25 protein-coding genes and 2 pseudogenes are annotated in these 26,746 nt (G+C 64.9%); 13 read left to right on the top strand and 14 right to left on the bottom strand.

All coding sequences use genetic code 11. The features are described 5' to 3' along the window. Window positions 1-43 precede the first annotated feature (43 nt). Together rimO and CW305_RS14055 are read right to left on the bottom strand one after the other, a co-directional pair. Window positions 44-1,366: a 30S ribosomal protein S12 methylthiotransferase RimO gene (rimO, locus tag CW305_RS14060; protein WP_104098173.1), complete on the bottom strand. Its 1,323-nt coding sequence runs from the start codon at window positions 1,364-1,366 to the stop codon at window positions 44-46. Between the two features lie 150 nt (window positions 1,367-1,516). After that, complete coding sequence (locus tag CW305_RS14055) at window positions 1,517-2,389, bottom strand: helix-turn-helix transcriptional regulator (protein ID WP_104098172.1); 873 nt, start codon at window positions 2,387-2,389, stop codon at window positions 1,517-1,519. 297 nt (window positions 2,390-2,686) lie between these two features. Between CW305_RS14055 and CW305_RS14050 the strand changes: the two genes are divergently transcribed. The 12 genes and pseudogenes from CW305_RS14050 (at window position 2,687) to CW305_RS13995 (ending at window position 12,809) form a co-directional block, all read left to right on the top strand. Then, the gene (locus CW305_RS14050) at window positions 2,687-2,881 is read left to right on the top strand and encodes a Flp family type IVb pilin (RefSeq protein WP_023445670.1); all 195 of its coding nucleotides are present in this window, start codon (window positions 2,687-2,689) and stop codon (window positions 2,879-2,881) included. 15 nt (window positions 2,882-2,896) lie between these two features. After that, window positions 2,897-3,106: pseudogene (locus CW305_RS23730) on the top strand (prepilin peptidase); the annotation flags it as partial. Window positions 3,107-3,170: 64 nt separating this feature from the next. Next, a pseudogene (locus CW305_RS23725) lies at window positions 3,171-4,545 on the top strand (type II and III secretion system protein family protein). An 11-nt stretch (window positions 4,546-4,556) separates the two neighbouring features. Further along, window positions 4,557-4,826: a hypothetical protein gene (locus CW305_RS14035; RefSeq protein WP_104098171.1), complete on the top strand. Its 270-nt coding sequence runs from the start codon at window positions 4,557-4,559 to the stop codon at window positions 4,824-4,826. Between the two features lie 11 nt (window positions 4,827-4,837). Continuing rightward, window positions 4,838-6,166 carry a Tad domain-containing protein gene (locus CW305_RS14030; RefSeq protein ID WP_104098170.1) on the top strand — a complete coding sequence of 443 codons (1,329 nt, stop codon included), beginning with the start codon at window positions 4,838-4,840 and terminating at the stop codon, window positions 6,164-6,166. 8 nt (window positions 6,167-6,174) lie between these two features. Continuing rightward, a complete protein-coding gene (locus tag CW305_RS14025; protein WP_104098169.1) occupies window positions 6,175-6,645 on the top strand; it encodes a TadE/TadG family type IV pilus assembly protein in 471 nt (156 codons plus the stop codon). Beyond that, the gene (locus CW305_RS14020; RefSeq protein WP_101275531.1) at window positions 6,645-7,145 is read left to right on the top strand and encodes a TadE/TadG family type IV pilus assembly protein; all 501 of its coding nucleotides are present in this window, start codon (window positions 6,645-6,647) and stop codon (window positions 7,143-7,145) included. Before CW305_RS14025 ends, CW305_RS14020 begins: the two co-directional genes overlap by 1 nt. Continuing rightward, window positions 7,139-8,356, top strand: a complete 1,218-nt coding sequence (locus CW305_RS14015) for an AAA family ATPase (protein ID WP_042922123.1) — start codon at window positions 7,139-7,141, stop codon at window positions 8,354-8,356. Before CW305_RS14020 ends, CW305_RS14015 begins: the two co-directional genes overlap by 7 nt. Before the next feature lie 2 nt (window positions 8,357-8,358). Continuing rightward, on the top strand, window positions 8,359-9,792 hold the full coding sequence (locus tag CW305_RS14010; RefSeq protein WP_104098168.1) for a TadA family conjugal transfer-associated ATPase: 1,434 nt from the start codon (window positions 8,359-8,361) through the stop codon (window positions 9,790-9,792). Further along, the gene (locus CW305_RS14005; protein ID WP_104098167.1) at window positions 9,789-10,775 is read left to right on the top strand and encodes a type II secretion system F family protein; all 987 of its coding nucleotides are present in this window, start codon (window positions 9,789-9,791) and stop codon (window positions 10,773-10,775) included. Before CW305_RS14010 ends, CW305_RS14005 begins: the two co-directional genes overlap by 4 nt. A 14-nt stretch (window positions 10,776-10,789) precedes the next feature. Then, window positions 10,790-11,767: a type II secretion system F family protein gene (locus tag CW305_RS14000; RefSeq protein ID WP_104098166.1), complete on the top strand. Its 978-nt coding sequence runs from the start codon at window positions 10,790-10,792 to the stop codon at window positions 11,765-11,767. 1 nt (window position 11,768) lies between these two features. Beyond that, window positions 11,769-12,809: a tetratricopeptide repeat protein gene (locus CW305_RS13995; RefSeq protein WP_104098165.1), complete on the top strand. Its 1,041-nt coding sequence runs from the start codon at window positions 11,769-11,771 to the stop codon at window positions 12,807-12,809. A gap of 10 nt (window positions 12,810-12,819) precedes the next feature. On the opposite strand, the gene CW305_RS13990 is transcribed toward CW305_RS13995, so the two are convergent. Genes CW305_RS13990 through CW305_RS13980 form a run of 3 tightly spaced genes read right to left on the bottom strand, consistent with a single transcriptional unit; the run spans window position 12,820 to window position 15,212 of the window. Further along, window positions 12,820-13,893, bottom strand: coding sequence for an acyltransferase family protein (locus CW305_RS13990; RefSeq protein ID WP_104098164.1), 1,074 nt, complete (start codon window positions 13,891-13,893; stop codon window positions 12,820-12,822). 21 nt (window positions 13,894-13,914) lie between these two features. Then, entirely contained in the window at window positions 13,915-14,988 is a 1,074-nt protein-coding gene (locus tag CW305_RS13985; protein ID WP_003300529.1) for a glycosyltransferase, read from the bottom strand. 11 nt (window positions 14,989-14,999) lie between these two features. Then, window positions 15,000-15,212, bottom strand: a complete 213-nt coding sequence (locus tag CW305_RS13980) for a hypothetical protein (protein WP_104098163.1) — start codon at window positions 15,210-15,212, stop codon at window positions 15,000-15,002. Window positions 15,213-15,412: 200 nt separating this feature from the next. On the opposite strand from CW305_RS13980, the gene CW305_RS23455 reads away from it, so the two are divergent. Continuing rightward, window positions 15,413-15,598 carry a hypothetical protein gene (locus tag CW305_RS23455; RefSeq protein ID WP_181063891.1) on the top strand — a complete coding sequence of 62 codons (186 nt, stop codon included), beginning with the start codon at window positions 15,413-15,415 and terminating at the stop codon, window positions 15,596-15,598. Here the strand turns inward: CW305_RS23455 and CW305_RS13970 are convergent. From CW305_RS13970 to CW305_RS13930, 9 genes are all read right to left on the bottom strand, one after another. Further along, on the bottom strand, window positions 15,579-16,832 hold the full coding sequence (locus CW305_RS13970) for a glycosyltransferase family 4 protein (protein ID WP_312915798.1): 1,254 nt from the start codon (window positions 16,830-16,832) through the stop codon (window positions 15,579-15,581). The two genes, CW305_RS23455 and CW305_RS13970, sit on opposite strands and share 20 nt — an antisense overlap. Window positions 16,833-16,880: 48 nt before the next feature. Further along, window positions 16,881-17,915, bottom strand: coding sequence for an acyltransferase (locus CW305_RS13965; RefSeq protein ID WP_090519579.1), 1,035 nt, complete (start codon window positions 17,913-17,915; stop codon window positions 16,881-16,883). 54 nt (window positions 17,916-17,969) lie between these two features. After that, the gene (locus CW305_RS13960; RefSeq protein WP_003300523.1) at window positions 17,970-19,076 is read right to left on the bottom strand and encodes a glycosyltransferase family 4 protein; all 1,107 of its coding nucleotides are present in this window, start codon (window positions 19,074-19,076) and stop codon (window positions 17,970-17,972) included. A 195-nt stretch (window positions 19,077-19,271) separates the two neighbouring features. Continuing rightward, window positions 19,272-20,585 carry a hypothetical protein gene (locus CW305_RS13955; RefSeq protein WP_181063890.1) on the bottom strand — a complete coding sequence of 438 codons (1,314 nt, stop codon included), beginning with the start codon at window positions 20,583-20,585 and terminating at the stop codon, window positions 19,272-19,274. Window positions 20,586-20,609: 24 nt separating this feature from the next. Next, window positions 20,610-21,908 (bottom strand): membrane protein, encoded by a 1,299-nt coding sequence (locus CW305_RS13950; protein ID WP_041014232.1) that lies wholly within the window; start codon window positions 21,906-21,908, stop codon window positions 20,610-20,612. Then, a complete protein-coding gene (locus CW305_RS13945; RefSeq protein ID WP_104098160.1) occupies window positions 21,802-23,112 on the bottom strand; it encodes a glycosyltransferase family 4 protein in 1,311 nt (436 codons plus the stop codon). Before CW305_RS13945 ends, CW305_RS13950 begins: the two co-directional genes overlap by 107 nt. 62 nt (window positions 23,113-23,174) lie before the next feature. Continuing rightward, a complete protein-coding gene (gene rfaH, locus CW305_RS13940) occupies window positions 23,175-23,684 on the bottom strand; it encodes a transcription/translation regulatory transformer protein RfaH (protein ID WP_104098159.1) in 510 nt (169 codons plus the stop codon). A gap of 56 nt (window positions 23,685-23,740) precedes the next feature. Continuing rightward, window positions 23,741-24,484 carry a WbqC family protein gene (locus tag CW305_RS13935; RefSeq protein WP_104098158.1) on the bottom strand — a complete coding sequence of 248 codons (744 nt, stop codon included), beginning with the start codon at window positions 24,482-24,484 and terminating at the stop codon, window positions 23,741-23,743. Window positions 24,485-24,500: 16 nt separating this feature from the next. Continuing rightward, on the bottom strand, window positions 24,501-26,711 hold the full coding sequence (locus CW305_RS13930; protein ID WP_104098157.1) for a polysaccharide biosynthesis tyrosine autokinase: 2,211 nt from the start codon (window positions 26,709-26,711) through the stop codon (window positions 24,501-24,503). Between the last annotated feature and the right edge of the window lie 35 nt (window positions 26,712-26,746).

The following is a 26,746-nucleotide window of genomic DNA, read 5'->3' as shown; positions in this document are numbered from 1 at the left end:
AAACGCCCCGCAGAAGCGGGGCGTTTTCGTATGGCGGATCAGCTCAGATCACTTCGGCCCAGAGGTCGTACTCGTCGGCGTGGGTGACGCGCACGCGGACCTTGTCGCCCGGCTGCAGCGGTTTCTCGCTGTCGATGTAGACCATGCCGTCGATCTCCGGGGCGTCGGCCCAGGAGCGGCCGATGGCGCCGTCCTCGTCCACTTCATCGATCAGCACGTCGAGTTCCTTGTCGACCTTCAGCTGCAGGCGCGCGGCGCTGATGGCCTGCTGGTGCGCCATGAAGCGGTCCCAGCGATCCTGCTTGATCTCGTCCGGTACCGGTTCCAGGCCCATGACCTCGGCCGGTGCGCCGTCAACCGGCGAATACTGGAAGCAGCCGACGCGGTCGAGCTGGGCTTCGGTCAGCCAGTCGAGCAGGTACTGGAAATCTTCTTCGGTCTCGCCGGGGAAGCCGACGATGAAGGTCGAGCGGATGGTCAGCTCGGGGCAGAGCTCGCGCCACTTCTTGATGCGCGCGAGGGTCTTGTCTTCGAAGGCCGGGCGCTTCATGGCCTTGAGCACCTTCGGGCTGGCGTGCTGGAAGGGGATGTCCAGGTACGGCAGGATCTTGCCGGCGGCCATCAGCGGGATCACGTCGTCGACATTCGGGTACGGATAAACGTAGTGCAGGCGCACCCACACACCCATCTTGCCCAGCTCCTCGCACAGCTCGAGCATGCGCGTCTTGACCGGCTGGCCGTTCCAGAAATCCAGCTTGTACTTGAGGTCGACGCCATAGGCGCTGGTGTCCTGGGAGATCACCAGGATCTCCTTCACACCGGCCTTCACCAGGCGCTCGGCTTCGCTGAGCACATCGCCCACCGGCCGGCTGACCAGCTTGCCGCGCATCGACGGAATGATGCAGAAGCTGCACGTATGGTTGCAGCCTTCGGAAATCTTCAGGTAGGCGTAGTGGCGCGGGGTGAGCTTGATGCCCTGCGGCGGCACCAGATCGACGAAGGGGTCGTGCTCGATGTTCGGCGGCACCACTTCGTGCACGGCGTTGACCACCTGCTCGTACTGCTGCGGCCCGGTGACGGCCAGCACGCTGGGGTGTACGCCGCGGATGTTGTTCTCGTCGACGCCCATGCAACCGGTGACGATCACCTTGCCGTTCTCGGCGATCGCCTCGCCAATGGCGTCCAGCGATTCGGCCTTGGCGCTGTCGATGAAACCGCAGGTGTTGACCACCACCACATCGGCATCCTCGTAGGACGGCACGATCTGATAGCCCTCCATGCGCAGCTGGGTGAGGATGCGTTCAGAGTCGACCGTTGCCTTGGGGCACCCCAAGCTCACGAACCCGACTGTTGGCGTTTTGCTCATCGACTTTGAACCTCGAAAACCGCGCATGAAAAAGGCGCGCGAGTATACCGATGTGGATATTTTTTAGCCAGATTGAGCGGCATGCGGGCGACAGACGCGATGGTGGGTGGCTAGGACGACAGCTGACGGGCACGGTCGACGCTCCAACGCTCAGGCGCCGATGTCCAGCTCCAGCCGGGCGGGTGTCGCGGCGGCGTCCTGTAGTGCCTGAGTAGCGTGCGTGGCAGCGTTCGCGCCACCGGCGAGGCGGTATTCGCTTGGCGTGCAGCCGACGAACTGCTTGAACGCACGGGCGAAGTAGGAAGGGTCGCGAAAGCCGGCTTCGTAGCCGATGGTGGTGATGGGCATCTGCGAGTTCTCCAGCCGATCCTTGGCGAACTCCAGGCGCTTGCCCAGGGTGTACTCCAGGTAGCAGACGCCATGCACGTCACGGAACAGACGGCTGAAACGCGAGGGCGTCATCTCACAAAGCCGCGCCAGCTCCTTCTGATCGAGGTTCTCGCGAAAGTGCAGGTCGATGTACTGGGTCGCCCGCGCCAGCAGCTGGTGCTTCTGGTGGTCGGCGGTCAGGCGGATGCTCGGCGGCAGGTCGGGGTAATGCTCGCTGAGCATCCGCCGTGCGCCGCGCTCGCTGTTCTGCCGCAGCTCGAGCAACCCGTGCAACGCCTGACGGAAACGCCGCAGCTCGGCCGCTGACAGCGGCAGGGTGATGTATTCCCAGACGCGTGAGCGCATCGCCCACACCGCCAGTTCTTCGGAATGCTGGACGGTGAACATGCTGATGGGGATCGATGGAGCGGCATGCTTGACCTGCTGCAACTGATTCAGACCCGGGGCATCGGGGCGGTCGAAGTGCATGCAGATCATGTCGATGCGCTGCCCCGGCTTGCTATCGGCAAGGCTATGCGCTTGCAGCAGGCGGGAGTCGCTGAACGCCGTGAACTGGCTCATCAGCGTTGCGGTGCTGCGGTCGTGGGTCAGATCGATCCAGCGAAGGATCGGTAGCGGCGGAGAGTTAGACATCTGCACTAGCTCTGCTCTTTACATTTCCTTACCCACAGTATTGGCAATTGGCCATTATCGGTAATAACGATTTCTGCTAATCACCCTCGGTGATGGCTATTTGCCGTTATTGATTGCATCCGTCTCGGCAGCCGTCTTGAGGCGATCCGTAGGCAGTGCAGTGCCAGCGAAATTGAGTGCTAGCGATCGGCAATTGAGTCCTAACGACCGCTTCGTTCCGCTGACTAGTGTTCACCTCAAGCAACGCACGCCGCGTTGCCCGCCTTTGAGCAACCACTTTCGAGTGAGGTGAGCGAAATGACCATTCAATCGATCAAGACCGCGATGCTGGCGTTTGCCAAGGATGAGGACGGGCTGACCATCGTCGAGTACGCCGTGGCCGGAGGGCTGATTACCGCGGCCGTTGCCCTGGCGTTCACCAATCTGGGCGCGGCGGTGCTCGTAAAGATCAACGCGCTTATCACTGCGCTCGGCGGGACCCCGGCATCCTGAGGCCGGAGCATCGCGATGAGCAGTCAAGGCTGGATCAGCACGCTGTTGCTGCTGGCGCTGTTGGGACTGGCGGCGATCAGCGACCTGCGCCGTCATCGCATTCCCAACCTGCTGATCCTGCTGGGGCTGGCGTTGGGCTTGGCTGGGCAGTTTTTCGTCAGCGGTCTGGCCGGGCTGGGGCAGGGGATGTTGGCCGGGCTGATCGCTTTCGGCCTGTTCCTGCCTGGCGGCCGCCCAGGCGACCCCGGCGGTCGTCGCGACCCCGGCGGCGAATACCAGCGACGTTCAGGTGCCGATCTACAAGTCGCGGGTGCTGACCACGCGCACCGCGGTGAAGCGCATCTCGGTGGGCAATCCGGAGATCGCCGACATTCTCATCACCAGCCCGACGCAGCTCTATCTGCTCGGACGGTCGCTGGGCAGTACCAATGTGCTGCTGTGGGACAGCGGCAACCGCCTGATCGACAGCCTCGATCTGGAGGTGGTGCACGACCTCAGCGGCCTGAAAAGCAAACTGCATCAGGTACTGCCGAACGAGCCCATCGAAGTGTTCAGCGCCCAGGGGGCGCTGGTGCTGCGTGGGCAGGTCAGCAGTGCCGCGGTGATGGACAGCGCGCTAAGGCTGGCCCAGAGCTACAGCGAGCCGGCGTCTGGTAAAGCCGTGGAGCAGGGCGCCATGGCCCAGGCGTCGCCGGCGGTGCCGCAGCCGCTGCAACTGATTAACCTGCTCAGCGTCGGCGGCAGTCAGCAGGTGATGCTCGAAGTAAAGGTTGCCGAGATGCAGCGCAACCTGTTCAAGAACCTCAACGTGCGCTTCAACGCCCTGGACTTCGGCTCGTCCGGGCGCTGGTCCGGCGGCGGCTTCAACAATGGTGCCGGGCTGGGCTTCGATGAGGATGGACTGGTCAACCCGACCACGCTGTTCGGCGATGGCACCGGCATCTTCGGCCAGTTTCTCTCCGACAACTTCCTCTTCAACGTGGTGCTCGAGGCTGCAAAGGACAACGGCTCGGCCAAGGTGCTCGCCGAACCGACGCTGACCACCCTGACCGGGCAGCAGGCGGAGTTCATCTCCGGCGGCGAGTTTCCGGTGCCGATCACCGAGGACGATGGCATCACCATCGAATTCAAGGAGTTCGGGGTCGGGGTCAAGTTCCTGCCGGTGGTGCTCGATTCCGGGCGGATCAACCTCAACCTCAACGTCTCGGTCAGCGAGCTTTCCAACGCCAACTCGCTGGTGCTGGACACCGGCCTGGAGAGCATTCTCGGCAATGGCGTCAGCCAGATGATTCCGTCGCTGACCAAACGCAGCGCGCAGTCCACCGTCGAGCTGGGCAACGGGCATCGCCATTGCCGGTCTGATCAGCCAGAACACCCGTGATTTCGTCAGCCGCTTCCCCGGCCTGGGCGACGTGCCGGTGCTGGGCCAGTTGTTCCGTAGCCAGCAATTCATTCACGGCGAAACCGAACTGGTGATCCTGGTCACGCCGCACCTTGCGCAGCCGGTGGATGCCAAGACCGTGCGGCTGCCCACCGAGCATTTCGTCGAGCCCAGCGATGCCGAGTTCTACCTGCTAGGCAAGACCAAGGGCCGCGGCGTCGACCGTGCGGTGCCGGTGAGCCTGGGCATCAGCGAAGGCCGCTTCGGCCACGACCTCAAGTAGGAGTCGCGATCATGAAAAGTCTGCTCCCCGTCTGTGTCCTGCTCCTGCTGGCCGGCTGCATTCCCTATCAGGAAGGGCGGGTCGGTGCGCTCGGCAGCACGGTCAACGCAACGCTGTATCAGCAGATCGCCGACAAGCACACGGCCGCCAATCCAGGCACGGCGCTGTCGCCTGTCGGCAGCGACGGACCGCTGACCGAGCGGGTCCTTGACGGTTACCGCGGCGTGACCGGCGATGCGCAGCAGGTCGCCCAGCCGATTCAGATCAACGTGGAAAACTGAAGGGCCGCATCATGAACGCCTCTCGCACGATGCGCCCGCTGCCACGAGCCCAACGCGGTTCGGTGATGGTGCTGATCGTAGTCGCACTGGCGGCGATCCTGTTGATGGCAGCGCTCGCGCTGGACGGCAGCCACATGCTGGTCAACAAGACGCGCCTGCAGAACGCGGTGGATGCCGCTGCGCTGAGCGGCGCCAAGACCCTGCAGCAGGTGATGGGCTCGGGAAATGCCGGCAGCCTGGCTCAGGACGCGGCGCGTGCCACCTTTCAGCTCAACGCCCAGGCGGCCGGCAACGACGAGCTGGCGGCGGCGCTGGGTGAGGACCCGGCCAGCCTGGTGCAGGTCGATCTGGCCGCCAGCGTCTACGGACCGTTCTCCTTTCCCGGCCCGACCGACGCACGCTACGTGCGCGTCAGCGTCACCCAGCTGCCGCTGACGGGCTTTTTCTGGGGGCTGCTGCAGGTCTTCGGCAACAGCAGCGAGAAGGCCGTGGCCGCCGCGGCTACCGCAGGTCCGAGTTCGACCAGTCCCTGCAACATTGCGCCGCTGATGGTTTGCGGCAACCCGGCGCAGCACCAGCCGGACGCTGGCCTGTTCTGGGGCTATCGCTTTGGCGATCTGGAAGTGCTCAAGGGGTCGGCCGGCAATGCGCCGGCCATCGGGCCGGGCAACTTTCAGCTGATTCGGCTGGGCGACAGCAGCGGCGGTGCGGACGTGCGTGAAGCCCTCGCCGGTGGCGTCGAACAGTGCAACAGCGTCGGCGAGACGGTCGAGACCGAGCCGGGCAATACCATCGGCCCGGTGGCCCAGGGCTTCAATACGCGCTTCGGGCAGTACAGCGGGGCGTTGTCGAACAGCGGCGATCAGTATCCGCCGGACCTGATCACCGACTACAGCGCGCCACGCATGACCTACAACAACAGTACCGCGCAGGTCGAGTATCAGGGCGAGGTGGTGAACGCCAGCGACGGCAACCTCTCCACCGCCAGCAGCGCCTTGCTCGATTACAACGACTGGCGCCAGCGCGTGGCGGATTGCCCCAACGGCTGTCGCTCGGACGGCGTGTTCGAGCGGCGCATCCTGAAGATCGTGCTCGGCGACTGCAGCGGCAGCTCCGGCGGCCAGGTTTCCGTGCCGGTGCTGGGGTTCGGTTGCTTCTTCCTGGTCCAGCCACTACCCACCGGCGCCGGCAACGAGGCGCAGATATTCGGCCAGTTTGTCAGCGAGTGCGAAGGCGACAACGTGCCGGACAGCAACCCGGTGGACGATGGCGGCCCGCAGATCATCCAGCTCTACAAGACCTACATCGACAACAACCGTACGCCGAGCAGCGACTCGTAGGAGGCGCCATGAACAGTCGGGGAGTTCGGGACAGGGCGCGCCAGCAGGGACTGGCGATGGTAGAGCTGGCCATCGCCTTGCCCTTGTTGTTGCTGTTGCTTCTGGGCATTGGCGAACTGGGTCGGCTGTTGTGGCAGTACAACAGCCTGCTGCAGGCCAGCCGCGATGCCAGTCGTTTCGTCGCCGGTCAGGCCTGGAATCGCACCCTCGGGCAGCTGGAACTGAGCGCGAGCCTGCAGCAACAGGCGCGCTCACTGGCGGTGTATGGCGTGCCGGTGGCGCAGGACGGCAGCGCGCCGCTGGTCACCGGGCTGAGCCCGTCGCAGGTGGCAGTCAGTGCCGTGGGCAGCGATCACGTGCAGGTCAGCATCAGCTATCCGTTCCAGCCATTGTTCGGCGGCGGCATTCCGGGTTTCGGCGGCGAGGCTGTCTCGCTGAGCTTTCCGCTGGTGGCCACCTCCGTGATGAGGGCGCTGTGATGAACGCCAGGCGGATGCGCGGGGTGTATGTGGTGGAGTTCGCCCTCGTCGGGTTGCTGCTGTTCATCCTGCTGTTCGGCGTGCTGGAACTGGGCCGGCTGTTCTTTACCGTCAACGCGCTCAACGAAACGGTGCGCCGTGGTGCCCGGCTGGCTGCGGTATGCGAGATCCACGAGCCACGCATCCTGCGCCGGGCGATCTTCAACGAGGCCGACGACAGCGCCGCCAGCGGCCTGATCGCCAACCTGCAGACCGCCGATCTGTCCCTGGTCTACCTCGACGGCAACGGCTCGCCGATAGCCAATCCGTCGACGCCCGGCAGCGCCGGATTCAGCGCCATCCGCTTCGTCCAGCTGCGGGTGGAGAACTTCACCTTCGACTCGCTCATTCCCGGCCTGAGCGGGGCGATCACGCTGCCGCCATTCAGCTCGACATTGCCGCGCGAGAGCCTCGGTCGCCATGCCGAGCCCGATGCCGTTCCGGAGATCACGCCATGCTGAACACCCTCGAAACTTCCAGCGGTGTCGCGGTCGGTCGACAGGGCCTGCGGCTGCTCATCAGCGGCCGCGATGCCGGCGTGCTGGCCCGGCTCAAGGCCCTCAGCGAACAGCTGCCGGGCTTGCAGGTGAGCACGCGCCAGGTGAGCAACGGGCACACCGACCCGCTCTACGGGCTGGAGCAGATGCCTGACATGCTGTTGCTGCACGTCAGCCACCTGTGGCGCGAGGAACTCGGTGCTCTGCAGCAGCACCCGTCGCAGCAACGACCGCCGCTGCTGGTCTGCGGCCCGCAGGACGATCGTGACTGCATGCGTCTGGCCATGCAGGTCGGCGCGCGCGACTTTCTTCCCGAACCGTTGCTGGAGCAGGAGTTGCTGGCCGCGATCGGTCGGGTCGCACTGGAAGCTCGCGACGTTCCGGCGCCTGGCGGGCAGCTGATCGCGATCATGAACGCCAAGGGCGGCTCCGGCGCCACCATGCTCGCCTGCAACCTGGCCCACAGTCTCAGCGCCCACGGCCGGCGCACGCTGCTGCTGGACCTGGATCTGCAGTTCGGCAGTGTCGCCCACTGCCTGGACGTGCAGCCGAACCACAGCCACATGGAAGTGCTGCAGCGCATCGATGAACTGGATGGCGTGGCGCTGCACGGCTTCTGCAGCCATTTCAGCCCGACCCTCGACGTGCTCGGTGGCCGCGCCGGCGAGCTGTGCCTGACCCAGGATGTGCAGCTGGAGCAGCTCGAGGCGCTGCTGCGGCTGGCGCGCACGAGCTACGACTGGGTGGTGGTGGACCTGCCACGGCAGATCGACCACCTCACCGGCATCACCCTGGAACAGGCCGATCATGTCTACGTTGTGCTGCAGCAGTCACTCAGCCATCTGAAGGACGCCGTGCGCCTGGTGCGCATCATGCGCGAGGACCTGGGCATCGGCGGCGAGCGTCTGCAGCTGGTGGTCAATCGCTACGACAAGTCGGCGCCGGTCAGCCTCAAGGACATCGCCGAGGCGCTGCATTGCGGCGAGCCGCTGCGGCTGCCGAATGACTATGCGGTGATCAACGAAAGCCAGAACACCGGCGTGCCGCTGGGGCTGCACGCGCCGCGGGCGGCGCTGACCCAGGGCATCCGCCAGATCGCCCAGGACCTGCTCGGTAACGAAGCCGCCGCGCCGGGCCTGCTCAAGCGCACCTTCGGCCGACTATTCAGGGGATGACCATGCTCAGCGAACTGCGCAACCGCCTGCAGACAGGCAAGCGACCCGCGACCCGCCAGCCGGACACCGGCTCTGCACCCGAACGGGCGGAAGGTGTCATGGCCTGGGAAATGCCGGCGGTCGAGCGGCTGTATGAAACCCGCAGCCAGCTCAGCCCGGTCGATGCCGACTGGCGCGAGCGGACCTATCAGCAGCTGCTCAAGGTCATGGACCTGTCGCTGCTCGACTCGCTGGAGCCGGCGGACGCAGGCTGGCAGATCCGCGAGATCTGCCAGCGCCTGCTCGACGAGCATGCCGCGCCGGTCAGCGCGGCCGGGCGACAACTGATCATCAAGCAGATCACCGACGAGGTGCTGGGTCTCGGCCCGCTCGAACCGCTGCTGGCCGACGCCACGGTGTCGGACATCCTGGTCAATGGCCACGCCTCGGTCTACGTCGAGCGCCACGGCAAGCTGCAGCGCACTGATGTGCGCTTCCGGGACGACCAGCACCTGTTGAACATCATCGACCGCATCGTTTCCAGCCTTGGCCGGCGCATCGACGAATCCTCGCCGCTGGTGGATGCGCGACTGAAGGATGGCTCGCGGGTAAATGCGATCATCCCGCCGCTGGCCATCGACGGGCCGAGCCTGTCGATCCGGCGCTTCGCGGTGGACCTGCTGAACGCCGAGAGCCTGATCCAGATGGGCACCCTGACGCCAGCGATCGCCCTTGTGCTCAAGGCCATCGTGCGTGGGCGGATGAACGTGCTGGTGTCCGGCGGCACCGGCACCGGCAAGACCACCATGCTCAATGTGCTGTCGAGCTTCATCCCGCACAACGAGCGCATCGTCACCATCGAGGATTCCGCCGAGCTGCAGCTGCAACAGCCCCACGTGGTGCGTCTGGAAACGCGCCCGGCCAACATCGAGGGGCGCGGCGAAGTGAACCAGCGCGAGCTGGTGCGCAACAGCCTGCGCATGCGCCCGGACCGCATCGTCATCGGCGAGGTGCGCGGCCCGGAGGCGCTGGACATGCTGGCGGCGATGAACACCGGGCACGATGGCTCGCTCACCACCATTCACGCCAACAGCCCGCGCGATGCCCTCGGGCGGGTGGAGAACATGGTGGCGATGAGCGGCGCGACCTTTCCGATCAAGGCGCTGCGCCAGCAGATCGCCTCGGCCATCGACGTGGTGATCCAGCTCGAGCGGCAGGAAGACGGCAAGCGACGGCTGGTCAGCGTGCAGGAGATCAACGGCATGGAAGGCGAAATCATCACCATGACCGAGATATTCACCTTCGAGCGCCGCGGCATCGGCGAGCACGGCGAGGTGCTCGGTGATTACCGGGCGACGGGCATGGTGCCGGGCTTGCGCGACGTGCTGGCCAAGCGCGGCATCGAGCTGCCGCTGGAGTTGTTCCGCCCGGACTGGATGGAGGGCTTGCAGCCATGAGCCAGCTGCCAGGCGAATTCATCCTGATCTTTCTGGGCATGAGCTTCGTCGCCGTGTTCCTGCTCAGCCAGGGGCTGACGGTGCCGGTGTTCGGTGAGGCGGGACGGGTGCGCAAGCGCATCCGCACGCGGCTGCACCTGCTCGAACAGGCCAACGATCTGCCGAACATGCAGACCCTGCTGCGGCAGAAGTACCTGACGCGCCTGTCGCCCCTGGAAGCGGCGCTGGAACAGCTGCCGCTGATGGAACGTCTGGCGCAGCTGATCGAGCAGAGCGGCCATGGCTACCGCGCCTATCGGGTGGTGCTGCTCGGCGCATTGCTGGGCGTGCTGGTGGCGGTGGCCTGCGCGCTGCTGCTGCGTCCGTGGTGGCTGGCGGTGCCGCTGGGGCTGCTGGCGTTCTGGCTGCCGGTACTGAAGATCGCGCGTGATCGCAGCCGGCGTTTTGCCGAGTTCGAGGAAGGCCTGGCCGATGCGCTGGACTCCATGTGCCGCGCGTTGCGTGCCGGCCATCCGTTCAGCGAGACGCTGCGGCTGGTGGCCGAGGAGCAGCGAGGCGCGGTGGCGCGCGAATTCGGCCTGACCTTTGCCGACATCAACTACGGCAACGACGTGCGCCGCGCCATGCTCGGTCTGCTGGAACGGGTGCCGAGCATGACGGTGATGATGCTGGTGACCAGCATCCTCATCCACCGCGAAACCGGCGGCAATCTGACCGAGGTACTGGAGCGGCTGAGCCGGCTGATCCGCGGGCGCTTCCGCTTCCAGCGCAAGGTCCGGACGCTCTCCGCCGAAGGACGGATGTCGGCCTGGGTGCTGATCTGTGTGCCATTCGTGCTGGCCGCGGTGATCATGCTGACCACGCCGCAGTACCTGCCTCTGCTGATCAACGAGCCGATCGGGCGGCAACTCGGGGTGGCGGCATTCGGCGCCATGCTGCTGGGCATTTTCTGGATTCGCCGGGTCATCCGCATCCGGGTCTGAGTGGGGGAGTGGTCATGGATTATCTGTATGGGCTGGTGCGTAGCCTGGTCGCCGATGAGCAGCTGGTGCGGCTGATCTTCCTGGCAGCGGTGGCGCTGAGCGTGGTGCTGGCAGCGACGACCACGACGGTGCTGGTGATGGGCCTGCACGATCCGATGCGCCGCCGCCTGGCGCTGATCAAGCGGGGCGGGCAGCACGGCGCCGAGCATGGCGTCGGCGAGCCGCCGCTGGGCGGTCTGCAACTGCTGCTGGAGCAGGTCGGCCAGCGTTTCGTGGGCAGGGAAGGCGAGCAGCACAGCGGCACCCGCGCACTGCTTTCGCAGGCCGGCTACCGCTCGGCCGCCGCGGTGCAGATGTACTGGGCGATCCGCCTGCTGCTGCCGCTGTTGCTGCTGGTCGCGACCCTGCTGGCACTGCCGCTAATGACCAGTGCCTCGCTGACACCCGGGTTGCTGGCCGTGGCTCTGGCGCTGGGGGTGGGCTGGCTGGCCCCGGCGATGTTCGTCGAGCGGCGTCGCAATGCGCGGCAGATGCGCCTGCGCGCGGCATTTCCCGATGCCCTCGATCTGATGGTGGTCTGCGTGGAGTCGGGGCTGGCGTTGCCACAGGCGATCGAGCGTGTCGCCGAGGAAATGGCGGTGAGCCAGGTCGAGCTGGCCGAGGAACTGGCGACAGTCAACGTCGAGCTGCGTGCCGGGATATCCAGCGCGGTGGCGCTGGGCCACCTGGCCGAACGGACCGGGCTGGAAGATATCCGCGGGCTGGTGAGCCTGCTGGCGCAAAGCATTCGCTTCGGCACCAGCGTGGCCGACACCCTGCGCGTCTACGCCGACGAATTTCGCGATCGGCGTACCCAGGCCGCCGAGGAGCAGGCGGCCAAGATCGGTACCAAGCTGGTATTCCCGCTGATTTTCTGCCTGTGGCCGAGCTTTTTCCTGGTCGCCATCGGCCCCGCCATGATCGGCGTACTCAAAGCGTTCGGGGGACTGTGAGATGAACAGAATCGCACTGCTGCTGGCCATCGCGGCCGTACTCGCCGGCTGCCAGTCCATGGGCCCGGAGCCCGGCGAAGGGCGCTCGATCTACTCGGGCAACCATTCGGTGCTGTACCGCGCACGGCAACAGGCCGGCTCGCTGGAGCAGGCGCTGCAGCTGGCCGACATGGCTTATCGGGCGGGGGATCTGGACCAGGCACTGTTCCAGTACCTGCGTGCACTGGAACTGGAGCCGGAACGCTTCGAAGCGCTGGTCTGGGTCGGGCGGATTCACCGCGAGCGCGGCAATATCCAGCTGGCCGAAATGGCCTTTGACGAGGTACTGCGCGAGGCGCCGGACGACCTCGATGCCCTGGCCGAGATGGGCATGCTGCAACTGGCCCGGCGGGAGCAGGAACGGGCGCGGGAGCTGCTCGAAAGAGCCGTGCTGCTGGACCAGCAGCGGCTCGCCGGCGCGCCGCACAACGCACTGCCGGCGGTGGCAGCGCTGAAGGTCGACCGGCAGTCGCCATTGCGGCTTTACAACGCGCTGGGGGTACTGGCCGATCTCAACAATGACTTTCCACTGGCTGAGCGCTACTACCGGTTGGCGCTGCAGATCGAGCCGCGTTCGCTGTTGGTGCAGAACAGCTTGGGCTACTCGTACTACATGGCCGGGCACTGGCAGGAAGCCGAGCGGGTCTTTCGGCGTGCGCTCGACCGCGACGGCGGCTACGCGCCGCTATGGCGCAACTACGGCTTGCTGATGGCGCGCACGCAGCGCTACGAGGCGGCGCTGTCGGCCTTCGAACAGATCGGCTCGCGCGCCCAAGCGAGCAACGACGTGGGCTACATCTGTCTGGTGGAAGGCAAGCTGGATGAAGCCGAGCAGTTCTTCCGCAGCGCCATGGAACAGTCGCCGTCGCACTACGCCACCGCCTGGGACAACCTGGAGCGGGTGCGTCAGCTACGCAAGGTCCGTCAGCTCGGGCTGGGTCAGGTGCCGCCCGAGGCGGTTGCCGCAGCTTCGGCCGAGGTCCGGACGTTCGCCGTTCCCTGACCGGCCGCGTTCAGCGGTTGAGGCTGGCCGCCCCTGCAGTCGACTGCGCACTGGCTGCACGCGGCAGGTAGCGCTTGAGCCGAAGCGCTGGCGATTCGACGAGGTGCCAGGACAGCACCGCGAGCGCCAGGCTGGCAGCGAAGCCAAGGAGCATGAAGGGAATCAGTGGCAGCTGGCCGTCGGTCCAGTGCATCAGTAGCTGCTGGACCGGGAAGCTGAAGATGTACAGGCCGTAGGAGAAGTCGCCGGCCTTGCCGAAGCCGGACAGCCTCGGAATGCGCAGTTGGGCGAGGTAGAGCGTCAGATAGGGCAGGGTCAGCACGTGCACCAGCTCCCAGTGATAGCTGCGGGCACTCACCAGGTTGGCAGCAACCAGCAGCGCGGCGATTTTCCAGTTCCAGCGAACAAGGTGCCGATACAGATACAGCAGCACGCCGGCGTAGAAGAACATCCCCAGGCGGGTGGCCTTGCGCAGCAGGTCGCTCTGCATCTCGTAGATCGGCATCAGGTGGAAATGCACACCCACCATCAGCGCCAGGCCGATCAGCGCGCTGCTGCGGCCGAATACCTTGACGATTCCGAGCGTCAGCACGGTGACGTACATCAGCACTTCGTAAGGCAGTGTCCAGAGCGAACCGTTGACGGTGTGGGGAAACGGGTTGGCCTCGAATACGCCGGGCAGGCGGAACTCGGTGATCAGCGCGGCATTGGCCAGGTAGGCGAGCGTGCCGGGGGCGGTGAAGTAATTGCCAAGCGGCAGCTCGGTGGCCAGCGGGCCGATCAGCAGGACCACGAACAGCACCGAGACGATCAGTGCCGGCATGATGCGCAGGGCTCGCTTGGCGGCAAAATCCAGCACGCTGCGGCTGTTCAGCCAGGACGCCGCAATGAGGAAACCGCTCATCACGAAGAACACGTGTACGGCGATATCCGCCGAGTCGTAGCTGCCGCTGAACAGGCGCAGAGGTTCCCGGTCCGCCTGACCGGATAGGCCGTAGCTGTGGCCGAACACGACCATCGAGGCGGCAAAGAAGCGCAGGAAATCGAAGTTGTTGTCTCTTGGCGCAGTGGTTGGCGCGTGCATCGGCTCCTCCTTGGAATGGGTTCAGCGCAACGGAAAGGTCTGATGCATCCCCAGCGAACGGTTCTCGCCGTCACGGATGGCCTGCTCGATCAGTTGCAGCCGTTCCGGAACCTGCTGTCGCCGGGCCACGTGTCGCAGCAGGCCGAGGAATATGCTTCGGTTCAACCGATAGAGCCAGGGTGAGGCGGCCCAGACGTAGGTGTCGAACCAGGCCTGGTTGCGGGCGGTGTAGTAGGCGCGGAAGTCGGAATCACCGAGCAGGAAGGCTTCGTAGATGTTGCGGGTGTGCGCCTTGATGTTCCAGGACAGCTCAAGCTCGTCGATCAGCGCATCGGTCACCAGACGCAGACGGCCACCTTTGGCGGTGATGCGACGGGTGTACTCGGTGTCGTCGGCGTAGAGCACCAGCTCGCGCAAGGGCACCCCGATCGCCTGGTACAGACTGCGATGGGCAAGCATGCCGCCATAGGGGGCGAAGGGCAGGTCGATGGCCCGCGGCGGCGTGCCTTTTGGCCGGCCCCAGGGCAGACGGCGCCAGACCTTGTACGGCAGCTGCGCGACGTGAAAGCCGAAGTAGCTGGAGCGCGGCTGGATGGCGAAACGGCTCGGTACGCCGCGGGCGATGTCTTCCTGCTGACTGGGGCGAAAGCCCAGCACGGCGGCACGATGCAGCCCTACCTCGTCGGCCATTCGCGCAAGTTCTTCATGCAGCAGGCGCACCGCGGCCGCGGTGGGGGCGTTGTCGTCATCCATCATCCAGATGTACTGCGCGCCTTCGGCCAGCGCCGCTTCCAGCCCCACGGCATAGCCGTTGGCCGAGCCGGTGTTTTGCGCCAGCGGAATGATGCGCACCTGACCGGGCCAGCGGCTGGTCAGTTGTTCGAGTGGTGCGGTCGAGGCATTGCTGACCACCAGTACGCGGGTGATCTGTTCGAAGGCGAAGGCCTGCTCGATCAGTCGGCGCAGGTAAACCAGGCGGTCGCCGTAGGTCACTGTGACGATGGTGGTTTGCCGTCGCACCGGCATCTCGCCGGCGCTGGCGGCGGCTGCCTGTGCACTCTGCTTGCAGGGTTCGACGCGCGCGGTGTTCTGCACGGAATATCTCCTCAGCTCTGTTCCGGGGCGGCCAGCGGCAGGCAGTTAGGCTGCTGCACGTCGACCGTCGAGTCTTCTTCATTGGGGCTGAAGAAGGCGTGGAAGATGCGGATGAATCCATTGCCCGACGGTCCGTCAGGCGCGCCGGGTGCGGGAATGAGTTCGGTGTAGGAATAGCCATCGGCCAGAATCAGCGACGTTCTGGATGTTTCTTCTGTGCTCATGCCTGTGCTCCTGCATAACCCGGTGCGGTAACGGCCCGGATCAGAATGAATAGCGCCTGCTGTCTGCCGGCGGACTCCAGAATGAACCGGACGCCGGTTCCGCGAATCGATACGGTTGATGACCGGATGGGCTTTCCTGCTGCCCGCCGCCATTGGAGCCACAGCGTGGCGTGGCGTCGGTTGACGAGTCGCTGTAGGCGATGACGCTCGCACTGCCGGCGCTGGTGCAGGCCGGCAACTGGCCGGACGGGTTGGTCGGTTCGGTGATCAGCGTGTCGGCGTTCACCGCAGCGCTGGCGGGCTCGATCGCTACAACGAGAGCGAACCCGAGCGCTCGGGTCACTCTCATCCACTTCTTTACTGTGTTCATCCTTGAAACCTCGTAAGTGAATGGGGTTGATGGGTAAACGCATCAGGCGTGCTTGATCGGCACCCGGCTGCCGGGTAGAGCGGCGTACTGGGGGCCGGCAAGGGCGCCGAGCTCTGCTGAAGGTCGAAGGCCCTGGCTTCGCGCAGGCGCGCGTCGACGAAGGCGCGGATTTCCTGCTGGAAGCGTTCGCTGGAGAAGCGCTCGGCATTGCGTCGGCAGTTTTCCGCGGTGATGCGCGAGCACTGGGCCTCGAACTCGCCGATGGCGGCGATGAGCGAGGCGGTGGTCTGCTCCGGGTAGAACACGCCCGTGGGTTCGGCATGTTCGAGCCCGCGTACGGTTTCCAGTACGCCGCCGCGCCCGTAGGCGACCACCGGCGTGCCACAGGCCTGGGCCTCGATCGGCGCGATACCGAAATCTTCTTCGGCGGCGAAGACGAACGCTTTGGCGCGCTGCATGTGTTGCAGCAGCACCTCGAAACTCTGGTAGCCGAGCAGGGTGACATTGGGCCCGGCCGCTTCACGGGCCTTTTCCATTTCCGGGCCGGTGCCGATGACGATCAGGCGCTTGTCCGGCATGGCCGCGAACGCCTCGATGATCATCGGCATCTTCTTGTAGGGCACCATCCGCGAAGCGGTGAGATAGAAGTCTTCCTTGGCCTCGTGCAGGGTGAACTGGCGGGTGTCGACCGGCGGGTAGATCACCGTGGATTGGCGCCGGTAGCTCTTGTTGATGCGCCGGCCGATGAAGTGCGAATTGGCGATGAACTCATCGACGCCGCTGGCGGTGCGCTGGTCCCACATGCGCATGTAGTGCAGCAGCATGCGCGCCAGCTTGGCCTTGATGCCGCGCTCCAGGCTGGCTTCGTGCAGGTACTGGTGCTGCAGGTCCCAGGCGTAGCGGATGGGCGAATGCACGTAGCTGATGTGCAGCTGGTTGGGCCCGGTCAGCACGCCCTTGGCCACTGCGTGGCTGCTGGAAATGATCAGGTCATACGAGGACATGTCGAGCTGCTCGATGGCCAGCGGCATCAGCGGTAGGTACTTCTGGTAATGGGTGCGCGCCTTCGGCAGTTGCTGGATGAAGGTGGTGGTGGCGCGCTTGCCGCCGAGGTGGGCACGGTCGGCGTCGGAGAGAAAATCGATGACGGCGAACAGATCGGCGTCCGGCCAGACGGCGCACAGCCCGGCGAGCACGCGCTCGGCGCCGGCATACGTCACCAGCCAGTCGTGAACGATGGCAACTTTCATGGCATGACATCCTTGATCGAGAAAGAGTGAGCAGCGAGGCGGTGAGCCTCAGCGGCTGTGCAGGCGTGCCAGTGGCATCAGGTCGTGTTGTCTGGTCAGGCGCCTGCCGGCGTGAGCCAGCGGTAGATCCAGCAACTGTCGGCAGAGCTGGGCGCTGCCGAGGGCCAGCAGCAGGCCGAACACAACGCCAGCCAGGCTGGCGGTCGGGCCGGTCAGGCCGAGCGCCTGGGTCAGCAGTTCGCTCAGGCGCTGCATCGCTGGCAGCAACAGATAGAGCGAGTAGCTGAGGCTTCCAAGCCAGACGAGCGGCGGTGCCCGTAGCGGTAGCCGGCTGGTGACCAGCAGGAAGGTCACGATGGCCAGGGCATAGGTGAGCAGGTCCCGGGGCCAGGCGGTTGCGTCCGCAGACCAGCCGGCCAAGAAGATGATCGGCAGCACCAGCAGGTAGATTCGCAGCGTGTAGCGCGCATATTCGCGGGCTCGTCTGCGGGCGTAGCTGCTGCTTTCATGCTTGGCCTCGTACCTGAGTGACGCGAAAAACATCAGTGATAGCGCCAGCGGCAGCGTGACCGGTAGCTCTGTGCCCAGCAGCTGCCGCGCCAGGGCGAGCAGCAGCGCCACCGCCAGCAGCACGAGTGCGCAGCTGGTCCGCAGACTGACGCTGTGCAACAGGCCGAGCACCTGCAGCAGCAGGCAGAACCCGTAGAACAGCAGGATTGGCGGCAGCGCTCCGTAAGCGCCGATGACCTCGAACGCCATGGCGCTGCCTGGCGCGGCCACACCCGGCAGCCAGGCCGGTGCCGTCGGCAACAGAATGGCGGTCAGCAGCACCGCCAGCAGGTAGACCGGCAGCAGGCGCAGCAGGCGGCGGACGACAAAACCTCGCCCGCCGTCGACGCTGGCGTGCAGGCTGGCCGGCACGATGAAGCCGCAGCACAGCAGGAACCAAAGCATCGCCAGCAGCCCGGGGTCCAGGGCGTGCTGCAGTGCCCAGCCGTCTGACAGTGGCAACAGCAGGGTCTGGAAAATCAGGAGTAGGGCTGCGCTGCCGCGTAGCGCGTCGATATGCGCCAACCGTTCCATGGTCTGCCTCGCTTGATTGATAGAGTTGAGTGTCGGGACTGCATTCGTCGGGCATCAGGGGCGGTCCGATGACCAGGCGATAAAGGACGGCGGGCTGGGTTTGCCCATCAGTGCCTTGTCGATCAGCTGCGACACGGTCTGCGCCGAGCGCTTCCAGGAGTAGCGCTCGACGTTGGCCAGGCCGAGGGTGCGCAGGTCATCGCGCAGGCGCGCGTCCTGCAGCACGTGGCGCATGCAGCGGGCAATGTCCTCGATGTTCAGCGGCTCGAAATAGAGCACGCTCTCGCCGAGCACTTCGGGTATCGACGCGGCCCGGGCGGCGATCACCGGACACCCGCAGGCCTGGGCCTCCAGCGGCGGAATGCCGAAGCCTTCGTAGAGCGAAGGGAACACGAAGGCGGTGGCGCCCTGGTATTCGCGCACCAGCTGATCGTCGTTCAGCCGGCCGAGAATGCGTACGCGTGGATTGCCATCAATGCTGGAGGTGGAGCCGGAGAACACCGAGTGCGAGTCGCCGACGATGTGCAGTTCCACGTCATCGAAGCCTTCCAGGCTGAGGAAGGCCGCGACCATCCGCGCGAAGTTCTTGTGCGCGTTCGGGGAGGACACCGCCAGCACGTATGGCCTGGCATTGCCGCTGCGATCCGCGCCACTCGGCGGATGGAATTTGGCCGCCACCGCGTTGGGGACGACGCAGATCTTCTCGCTCGGGTAGCCGTAGTAGCGGGCGATTTCCTTGCGTGAGAAGTCGCTGACGGTAATCAGCGCCTTGATGCGCTTGAGCAGCAGCGGCGTGAGCCCCTTGTAGACGCTGCGGAAGGCGCGCGAATAGCTCTCCGGATGGCGCACGTAGGTGATGTCGTGATGGGTGGCGATCTGGTTGCGGTAGATCAGCGGTGCCGTGTTGCACAGTGATACCAGCGGCGGATAGCCATGGCGCGCCAGCCACAGAGGCAGGTCCAGCTGTTCCCACAGATGCCCGTGGTTGCGGCCGATGCGCCGCACCTGCAGGCGCTCGGCGCTGGCGTGCATGCGGATGTCGTCCGGCGCAATGAATGTCAGGTCCTTGCGCATGGCGGCAAGCTCCAGGCAGACCTGTTCGGCAAAACGTTGCACACCGCGGGTTTCCTGAGTCAGGAAACGGGCGTTGATGGCGATCATGTAGGGCTCTCCTTGCGGGGATGGCGTGCGCCGCCGGATGCTGGCCAGCGGCGAACGCCGGCAGGTGGCGGCTTTGGCGACTGGCGAAGCGATGCATGGTGCGTGGCGGTCAATGCGGGTTGGCCAGCGCGTGCTGGTCCGGTTGCGTTTCGCCTGGGTGGCCGGTGGTGCGGTCAGTGCATGTCGCGACAGGGGTCAACCGTCGTTCTGCACCGCGCGCAGGCTGATGATTTTCGGGAATCCATCGAGCTCCACCTCGGTGCTGCAGGCCTGGCCTTTGCCCGGACACTTCCACTCGGTACTGGTGACCACGCGGCCGTGCTGGGGCTGGGCGGTATCGATCAGCGCCACCTGGCCCGCCTGGCCTTCGGTGTTCTGCAGCTTCACGGTCCGCGGTTTGCCGGTGCTCCAGGCCACCATCAGTTCATCGTCTCCGCGGGCGAATCGCAGCATCACCACGTCACCCGGGGTTTTCTCTTCGCGGCTGAGGAAGCTGTACTGGCTGACGATCTGGCTGATGGAGGCGAGCACCGAATAAGCCGGCTTGAGGGTGAAGTCCTGCCGTACCAGGCCGAAGTTGTGTTCGCGCTCGGTCTTGTCGGTGCCATCGTTGCGGAAGTCGTACCACCACATGCCCTTGATGCTCGGCAGCGTCTTGGCCAGGAAGAAGGCGCGGGCGAGGTAGGCCGCCTGCAGGCTTTCATCGATGCCGCATGCGCCCTGGTGGGCAGGCCAGGCCATTTCCGTCAGGTAGAGCGGTACCGGGCGTCCGGCGGCGCGGGTCAGGTCCTTGTCGACCTCGCTCATCCATTCGATCCAGGCCTCTGGGGTGTTGCGCCGCCAGCCGCGGCAGTGCACGTAGGGATGCAAGGACAGGCCGTCCACCGATTGCATCAGGCCGTTCTCCAGCAGGCGCAGGGCGAAACCGGAGTCGATGCCCTGGCTGGTCACGGCGCCGGCGAGCACCTTGGCGCCGGGCGCGCGCTGCCGGATGATCCCGGACGCATCGGCGATCAGCCGCGCGTAATCCTGGGTGAATTCCGGGTCGCGCGGGTCCTCGACGTCCCATTCGTTCCAGATCTCGTAATAGGCGACCTTGCCTTTCAGCTCTTCGGTGATGAACTCGACATAGCGATTGAATGCCGCCCTTACCGGCTCGCTGCGGGGCTTTTCACCACCGCCGTAGTGCGAGTTGCCGTAGCCGAGGATGAACTGGGTGCTTAGCCCGTGAGCGGCTGTTGCCTTCAGGTAACGGTGCCAGGATGGTTCGATCTTCAATTGCCCGGGCCGGCGTTCGACATAGGCCCAGTGGGCGTCGGTGCGCACGGAGGTGATGCCGGCATCGCGCATCATCGCGTAGGCGCGGCCGCTGGGGTCGCCCTTGTGCAGTTCATGGGCACATACGCCGACCACGAAAGGCTCCTCGGTGGTCTGGGCCGGAGTAAACGGAGCAAGGCCAAGCAAGCCGCCCAGCAGCAGGGTGTTGAGCGGGGTAGAGCGCTTCGTCATGTGGATCATCCGTGAAGGTAGGTCTCAGGTCAGGTGCTGCAACTCGGGCAGCCGCTGCGCCGCCAGGTTGTTGCTCGGGGCGCGGGCCGGGGTCAGCACGTGGGAGATCGCCAGGCCCAGGAATAGCGTGGCGATGGACACCTCCAGTACATCCGTGGCCCAGGCCACCAGGCAGATGCAGAAAACGATCGGCAGCAACGCGCTGCGCAGTCGCGAGCCCCGCTCATGCAGGCGCAGCATCAGCGGAAAGGTCAGCAGGTAGAGCAGCACACCGAACACGCCGAGCATTCCCCACAGGTACAGCGCGGTATTGTCGGCAATGCTCAGCAACTCCAGCCCGGGTACGGGATAGACCTTGCCAGTGCTGCCCACCGCGCCGAATCCCGCGCCCCACCAGCCCCATCCCTCACGGGTGATGACCTCGATGAAGTTCGGCCAGCTGTTGATCAGGCGGTCGGCGAACGAGGCCAGCAGCGAGCCGTTGTTGGCGGCGTTGGGGTCCAGGCTGAGCACCAGGCTGGCCATCGGCAGCATCAGGCCGACCAGCACTGCGACGAGAAACGCAGTGGCGCTGGCGAAGCGGTAGGCCGTGACGATCAGCATCAGCAGGGTCAGCACGTAGGCCGCCGCGGTGGATTTGTTGGTGGTCAGCACGATGCCGATCAGCGCTGCGATGTAGAGCATCAGGCGTAGCACGCGCGGCTGGATGAATGCGGCGATGAACAGGCTGTAGATCGCGATCATCACCGACAGCGCGGTGGACATGCGGGCGAAGCCGCCGATGCGGTCGATGTCGTCGAACGCCCACGAGCGGTTGGCGCTCAGTTCCACCTCGCCAACCATGTAGCTGTAGCCCTTCCACGGCACGCTGGTGAGCATGTCCAGGGCGATGCCGACGAAGCAAGCGATCAGGCAGAAGCCGATGATTCGGCGCAGCAGCCCGAGCCGCAACTCCACATGGCGGCCGCAGATCAGACCGAACAGCAGCGGAATGTAGATGAACAGGCTGAAACCGATGTTGGCCAGTTCGGCGCCATGCATCAGCGCCAGTTGGCTGGAAGTCACCAGTCCCAGCAGTACCAGCCAGAAGGCCGGCCAACCGCGGTATCGCAGCAGCTCCAGGCCCAGTGCGATCAGGCAGGCAACCTTGGGCAGGTACAGCAGCCAGGAGACTCCGGCCATGTCGAAGTAGTAGCGCAGGGCGCCGGAGAAGGTTTCAGTCAGCAGCAGCGAGGCGACGACCAGCGTCAACAATGTCGGCTTGTCGAAGGCCAACGGATTCGAGTCGCGTCGCCGCGGGGTAATCAGCAGGCTCTGGTTCATGGTGGATTCTCGTTCCCTGAAGTGTTTCACGCAGGATGGTCTGGTATTGATCCAGCATGCGTTCCATATCCAGCAGCGGCAGCACGCTGGCCCGTGCCTGGCTGGCGAGCCGCTGCCGCAGTGCGCTGTCGATGTAGAGCCAGAGCATGGCGATGCCGAGTGAATCGGGATCATCGGGCGAGCAGAGCAGGCCGTTGCATTCGTCGCGGATGATCTCCGGCAGCCCGCCCATGTTGCTGGCGATCACCGGCAGGTTGTTGGCGCAGCCTTCGACGGCCACCAGGCCGAACGGCTCGCCCCACAGCGACGGCACTACCAGCACGTCGATGCTCTGCATGAACTCGTCGCTGTCGCAGTAGCCGAGAAAGCTGACCTTCTTCGGATCGGCCATGGCCTTCAGCCGGGCTTCGTAGTCCAGCTTGCCGCGCCCGGCGATATCCAGCCGCGCATCGATGTCCAGCCGCTGGAACTGCTCGATCAGCCAGCCGACGCCCTTGTTCTCCGACAGCGTGCCGATATAGCCGAAGCGCAGTGGATGGTTGCTGCGCTGCCTGGGCTTGCTGCCCTGCCCGGGGTTGGCCGGCGTGGAGTTGTGCACCACATGCTGGCGCGCGCCACTGAAATAGCCCTGTGCGGTGATGCGCTCGAGCACGAAGCGGCTGACGCCGATCGCCGTGGCCACTTGCGCCGAGGCGCCGGCGTGGCGGAGACGGAACACCGAACACATACCGCACTGGCGCTGGCAGCTCTTGCCGTGGTTGAACATGGTGTCCTTCGGGCAGAGCAGGTACAGGTCGTGCAGCACCTGGACGATCGGCAGGCCGGCGGCGGTGATTTCGTCCCAGGCGGAAATCGACCAGCCGGTGAGGTTGTTGCAGACCACGATATCCGGCTGCTCCCGCGCGATCACCTCGCGCACGTGACAGCGCATGTCGCGGTTGTAGCGGTCCCGGTAGTGCCAGCCGAGGCGGGCGACGCGACTCGGGCGCTGCTGGGTGTAATGCCAGTAGCTGTTCGCCAGATTGGCGCGATAGACCCGCACACCGTCCTGAATCTGCATGTTCAGCCCGGCATCCGGGCCGGTCGCCAGCACTGCCACCTCACAACCACGCCGCTGCAACCCTTCGGCCAGGTGCCGGAGGATGACTTCTGCGCCGCCGCCGACATGCGGGGTGTAGAACGCATTGAGGAATAGGATCTTCATCGGTTGGCTCGCTGATTGAACCTGTCAGGCTGCTCGCATGGCCCTACGGGCACTCGCCTGGCTCAGGAGTAGCACTGGAGATAACGGGTGGGTACCCGGACCTTCTGCTCACGCTGCAGCAGGTTGAGCAGGATGACGGAGCGTTCTTCGCCGTCGCTGCTGACGAAGATCGCTTCGATGTCGCTGAAACTGCCCCCGCTGACCTGGACCCGTTCGCCGGGTGAGAACGGCGCCGCCGCCATGGTCTGCGGCTGGGCCAGGCGCTGTCGCAACTGTTCGATCAGCTCGTCGCGTACCGGCGTCGGCTGGCCGCCGAAGCTCACCACGCGGCTGACGCCCCGTGTGGAGCGAATCGGGTACCAGTTGTCGTGAATGCAATCGAGATTGATGAACAGATAGCCCGGAAAAAGTGCTTCGCCGAGCCTGGCATTCTGCGCGCCGCGCGATGGCGACGACGCTTTGACCGGCCGGTAGCACTCGAAGTGTTGTCGCAGCAGGTTTTCCTCGGCGCGGGCCTCCTGGCGTGGCTTGGTCTGGATGAGATACCAGCGTGCGGTAGTGCTCGAGTTCATGTGGATGTCCTTCCCTGAATAAGCCTGCCCCTGTCCCAACGGCAGGCTGAATGTCGTCATGCCAGCGTCAGCGTCGCCCTTTTCTCGTGGCCTTCGACCACGTTGAAGCGCAGTAGCAACTCCTTGATCGCCTCGCGGCTGTTGAACATCAGCACATCGATGATCGACAGCGACGGCACGAATGCATGCTTGAGCTGCGGATATTCGATGTCGTCCATGCGCAGGAAACGCAGCAGCAGCCCGTCAGCGCGGAAGCGGGCAGGGCAGTAAAGCTCCATGCCACCGATGGGGTTTAGGTATAGCTCACCATCCATGCGATGGGTGATCTGGATGACGCGTTCTTGCATCTCCAGTTCGGGATCCAGGCCAAGATCCGAAGCGCGGCAGATCGGCGTATGGATGCCCAGGTAGTCGCACAGCGCGCGGAGCGATTGCTCGTTGAAGGCAGCCAGGTTGCGCTCCGGATGCTCGAGGATACGTTTGATCAGCGGTAGGACTTCCTCGCGGTGGGGCGCACGCTGGTACATATGGGCCAGGCGGCGAAACAGCGCGGCCGCCTCGCGGTGGAAGTCATCGCACAGCCAGCGCTCGCGGATCGTCTCAAGGTGCCCGGCTTTCTTCAGGGGAAAGCTGATCAGCTTGGGCTGGCCATCGCAGAGCACTCGGTTGCGGTTGATCCAGGATCCCTTTACGTACTGTAGATCGTCGCAGAGCACGAAGACATCGCTGGCGGCAATCAGCTGGAAATAGCCGAGGTAGGGGAAAAGGTAGGGTTGCATAACCCCGATGGTCCTGAGCATGAAGCTTCTCCTGTGCTTAGGCTTGCTGGGTATAGGTGTAGTAACCATAGGCGCCGCTGTCGTACGGCGAGGTCGAGGCCTTGCGCTTCACGGCATTGAGGATCACGCCCTTGAGCAGCACGCCGTTCTGCGCGAGCCGCCGCTTGGATGCATCGATCTGCGAGCTGGTGCTAAGGCCGAAGCGGGCCACCAGCAGGTTGGTGCCCGACTGCTGGGCGACCAGTACGGCGTCGGTCACCGCGAGCACCGGCGGCGTATCGATGATGATGAAGTCGTAGAGCTTTTCCGCTTCACGCAGCAGGCGGGAGAAGTTGTCGTGCATCAGCAGTTCGGACGGATTCGGCGCGGAGAACCCGGCGGAGATGAAGTGCAGGTTCTTCTGCTCGGTGCGGTTGGTGATCTCCGCCAGGTTCAGGCCACTGGCCAGTGCATCCGACAGCCCGTGACGTGGCGCCATGCCGAAAAGCGTGTGCAGGTAGCCGCGGCGCATGTCGGCATCGATCAGCAGCACGCGCTGGCCCGTCTGCGCGATCACCGCAGCAAGGTTGCTGGACACGAACGACTTGCCAACCGAAGGGGTCGGGCTGGTGATCATCAGCACTTTGTTACGCGCCTCGAGCATGGCGAACTTGAGGCTGGTACGCAGGCTGCGCAGCGATTCGACCGCCAGATCGGTCGGTTCGGTGAGGCTGAGCAGTCGGGTCTTGCCGTCGCGGCTCTTGCGGCTGCGATTGAGCTGATCCTGAGAGGCGCTGTAGGGCAGGCCGGCATAGACCGGTACGCCAAGCTTCTCGATCACGTCCGGGCTTTCCACACCGCGGTAGAAGGCCTGGCGCAGCAGGATGACTGCCGCCGAGACGAGCAGGCCGACGAAGATTGCGATGGCCACCACCAGCGGTTTGACCGGTTTCGACGGCTTCTCGATCATCGAGTAGGCGTTGTCGATGATGCGCACGTTGCCGATGGTGCCGGCGCGCAGGATGTCTTGCTCCTGTGCCTGGTTCATCAGCAGCGTGTAGGTCTGGGTCGTGACTTCCATGTCACGTTGGAGGCGCAGCAACTCCTGCTGCGTCATGGGGAGGGCGTCGACCTTCTTCAGCAGCTGCGCCTTTTGCGCCTGCAGCTCGTTCATCTGGGTGATCAGCGTGCGATAGGTCGGGTGCTCGCGGGTATAGAGGCGGTCGTACTCCACGCGCTTGAGCGACAGTTCGGATATCTGCGTTTCCAGCGCGACGATCTGGTCGAGCACGCCCTTGGTCTCGATGCTGATATCCACCGATTTGGAGCTGGTCTGGTAGGCATTCAGCGCGGCTTCGGCCTTCTCCAGCTCCTTGCGCACCTGAGGTAGTTGCGAGCGCAGGAAGTCCAGGCGCTGGGCCGCTTCTGCCGAGCTGCGCTGGATGTTCTGGCTGACGTACAGCCGGCTGATCTCGTCCAGCACATGGCTGGCCAGCTGCGGGTCCGGGTCTTCCAGGGACATGTAGATGATCCCGGAATCCTTGCCGGCCTCGCCGACCTTCAAGCGGTTCTGGTAATCCAGCGCGGTGGTCTGCGGGCGGTTCCTGACTAGCTGGAATTCGGTGCCAGGACGCGCTTCCAGCTGGGCGATCTGCACCTTGAAACCCTGGTTCTCCACGGCCTGATTGACCTGGCCGCGCAGAATCAGTTGCTGCTCGTCGTCATGCAGCGTGAAGCTGCCGGCAGTGCCGGCGATCAACGTCAGCTCTACGCCCAGATACGCTTCGGGCACATCGAGCTGGAATACTTCGAGCTTTTCCCCACCCCAGGCATAGCCGGTCAAGCCGAACAGCGGGGTGGCCAGCGCGCCATCAGTCGCCGGGTCGTGCTTGCGCGCCATGAATGCGCCGAACACCGGGAAGTGAAGGGGTTTGGCGACGATGTAGAGCTTGAGCTCCTCGACTGCCTTGCCGAGCACGGCGCGGGATTTGAGCAGGGAGATTTCGGTGACCGCCTGGGACACCGAATCCGGCCGGGCCGATATTTCCGGCACGCCGGTGATCGCGGCTTTTTTCGGTTCGATCTGGATCATCGCGGTCGCCTGGTAGATCGGCGTGGCGATCAGGGCATAGAGCACGCCCAGTGCAGCGAAAAAGCCGGTAATGGTGATGATCAGCGCCTTGTGATCGTAGGCGGTGCGCATTATTCCGGCGAGGTCGATGCGGTTGTCCGCGTCATATTCCAGCGAAGAGCGGGTCAAGGCAGTCATTGGGAATCCTTCCTCATGGTGCGTTTTTGCAAAGA

The organism is Stutzerimonas kunmingensis (genome assembly GCF_002929225.1).
Lineage (GTDB): Bacteria > Pseudomonadota > Gammaproteobacteria > Pseudomonadales > Pseudomonadaceae > Stutzerimonas.
The sequence above is the reverse complement of the archived record's forward strand: the minus strand, read 5'-3'. Positions and strand labels throughout refer to the sequence as shown.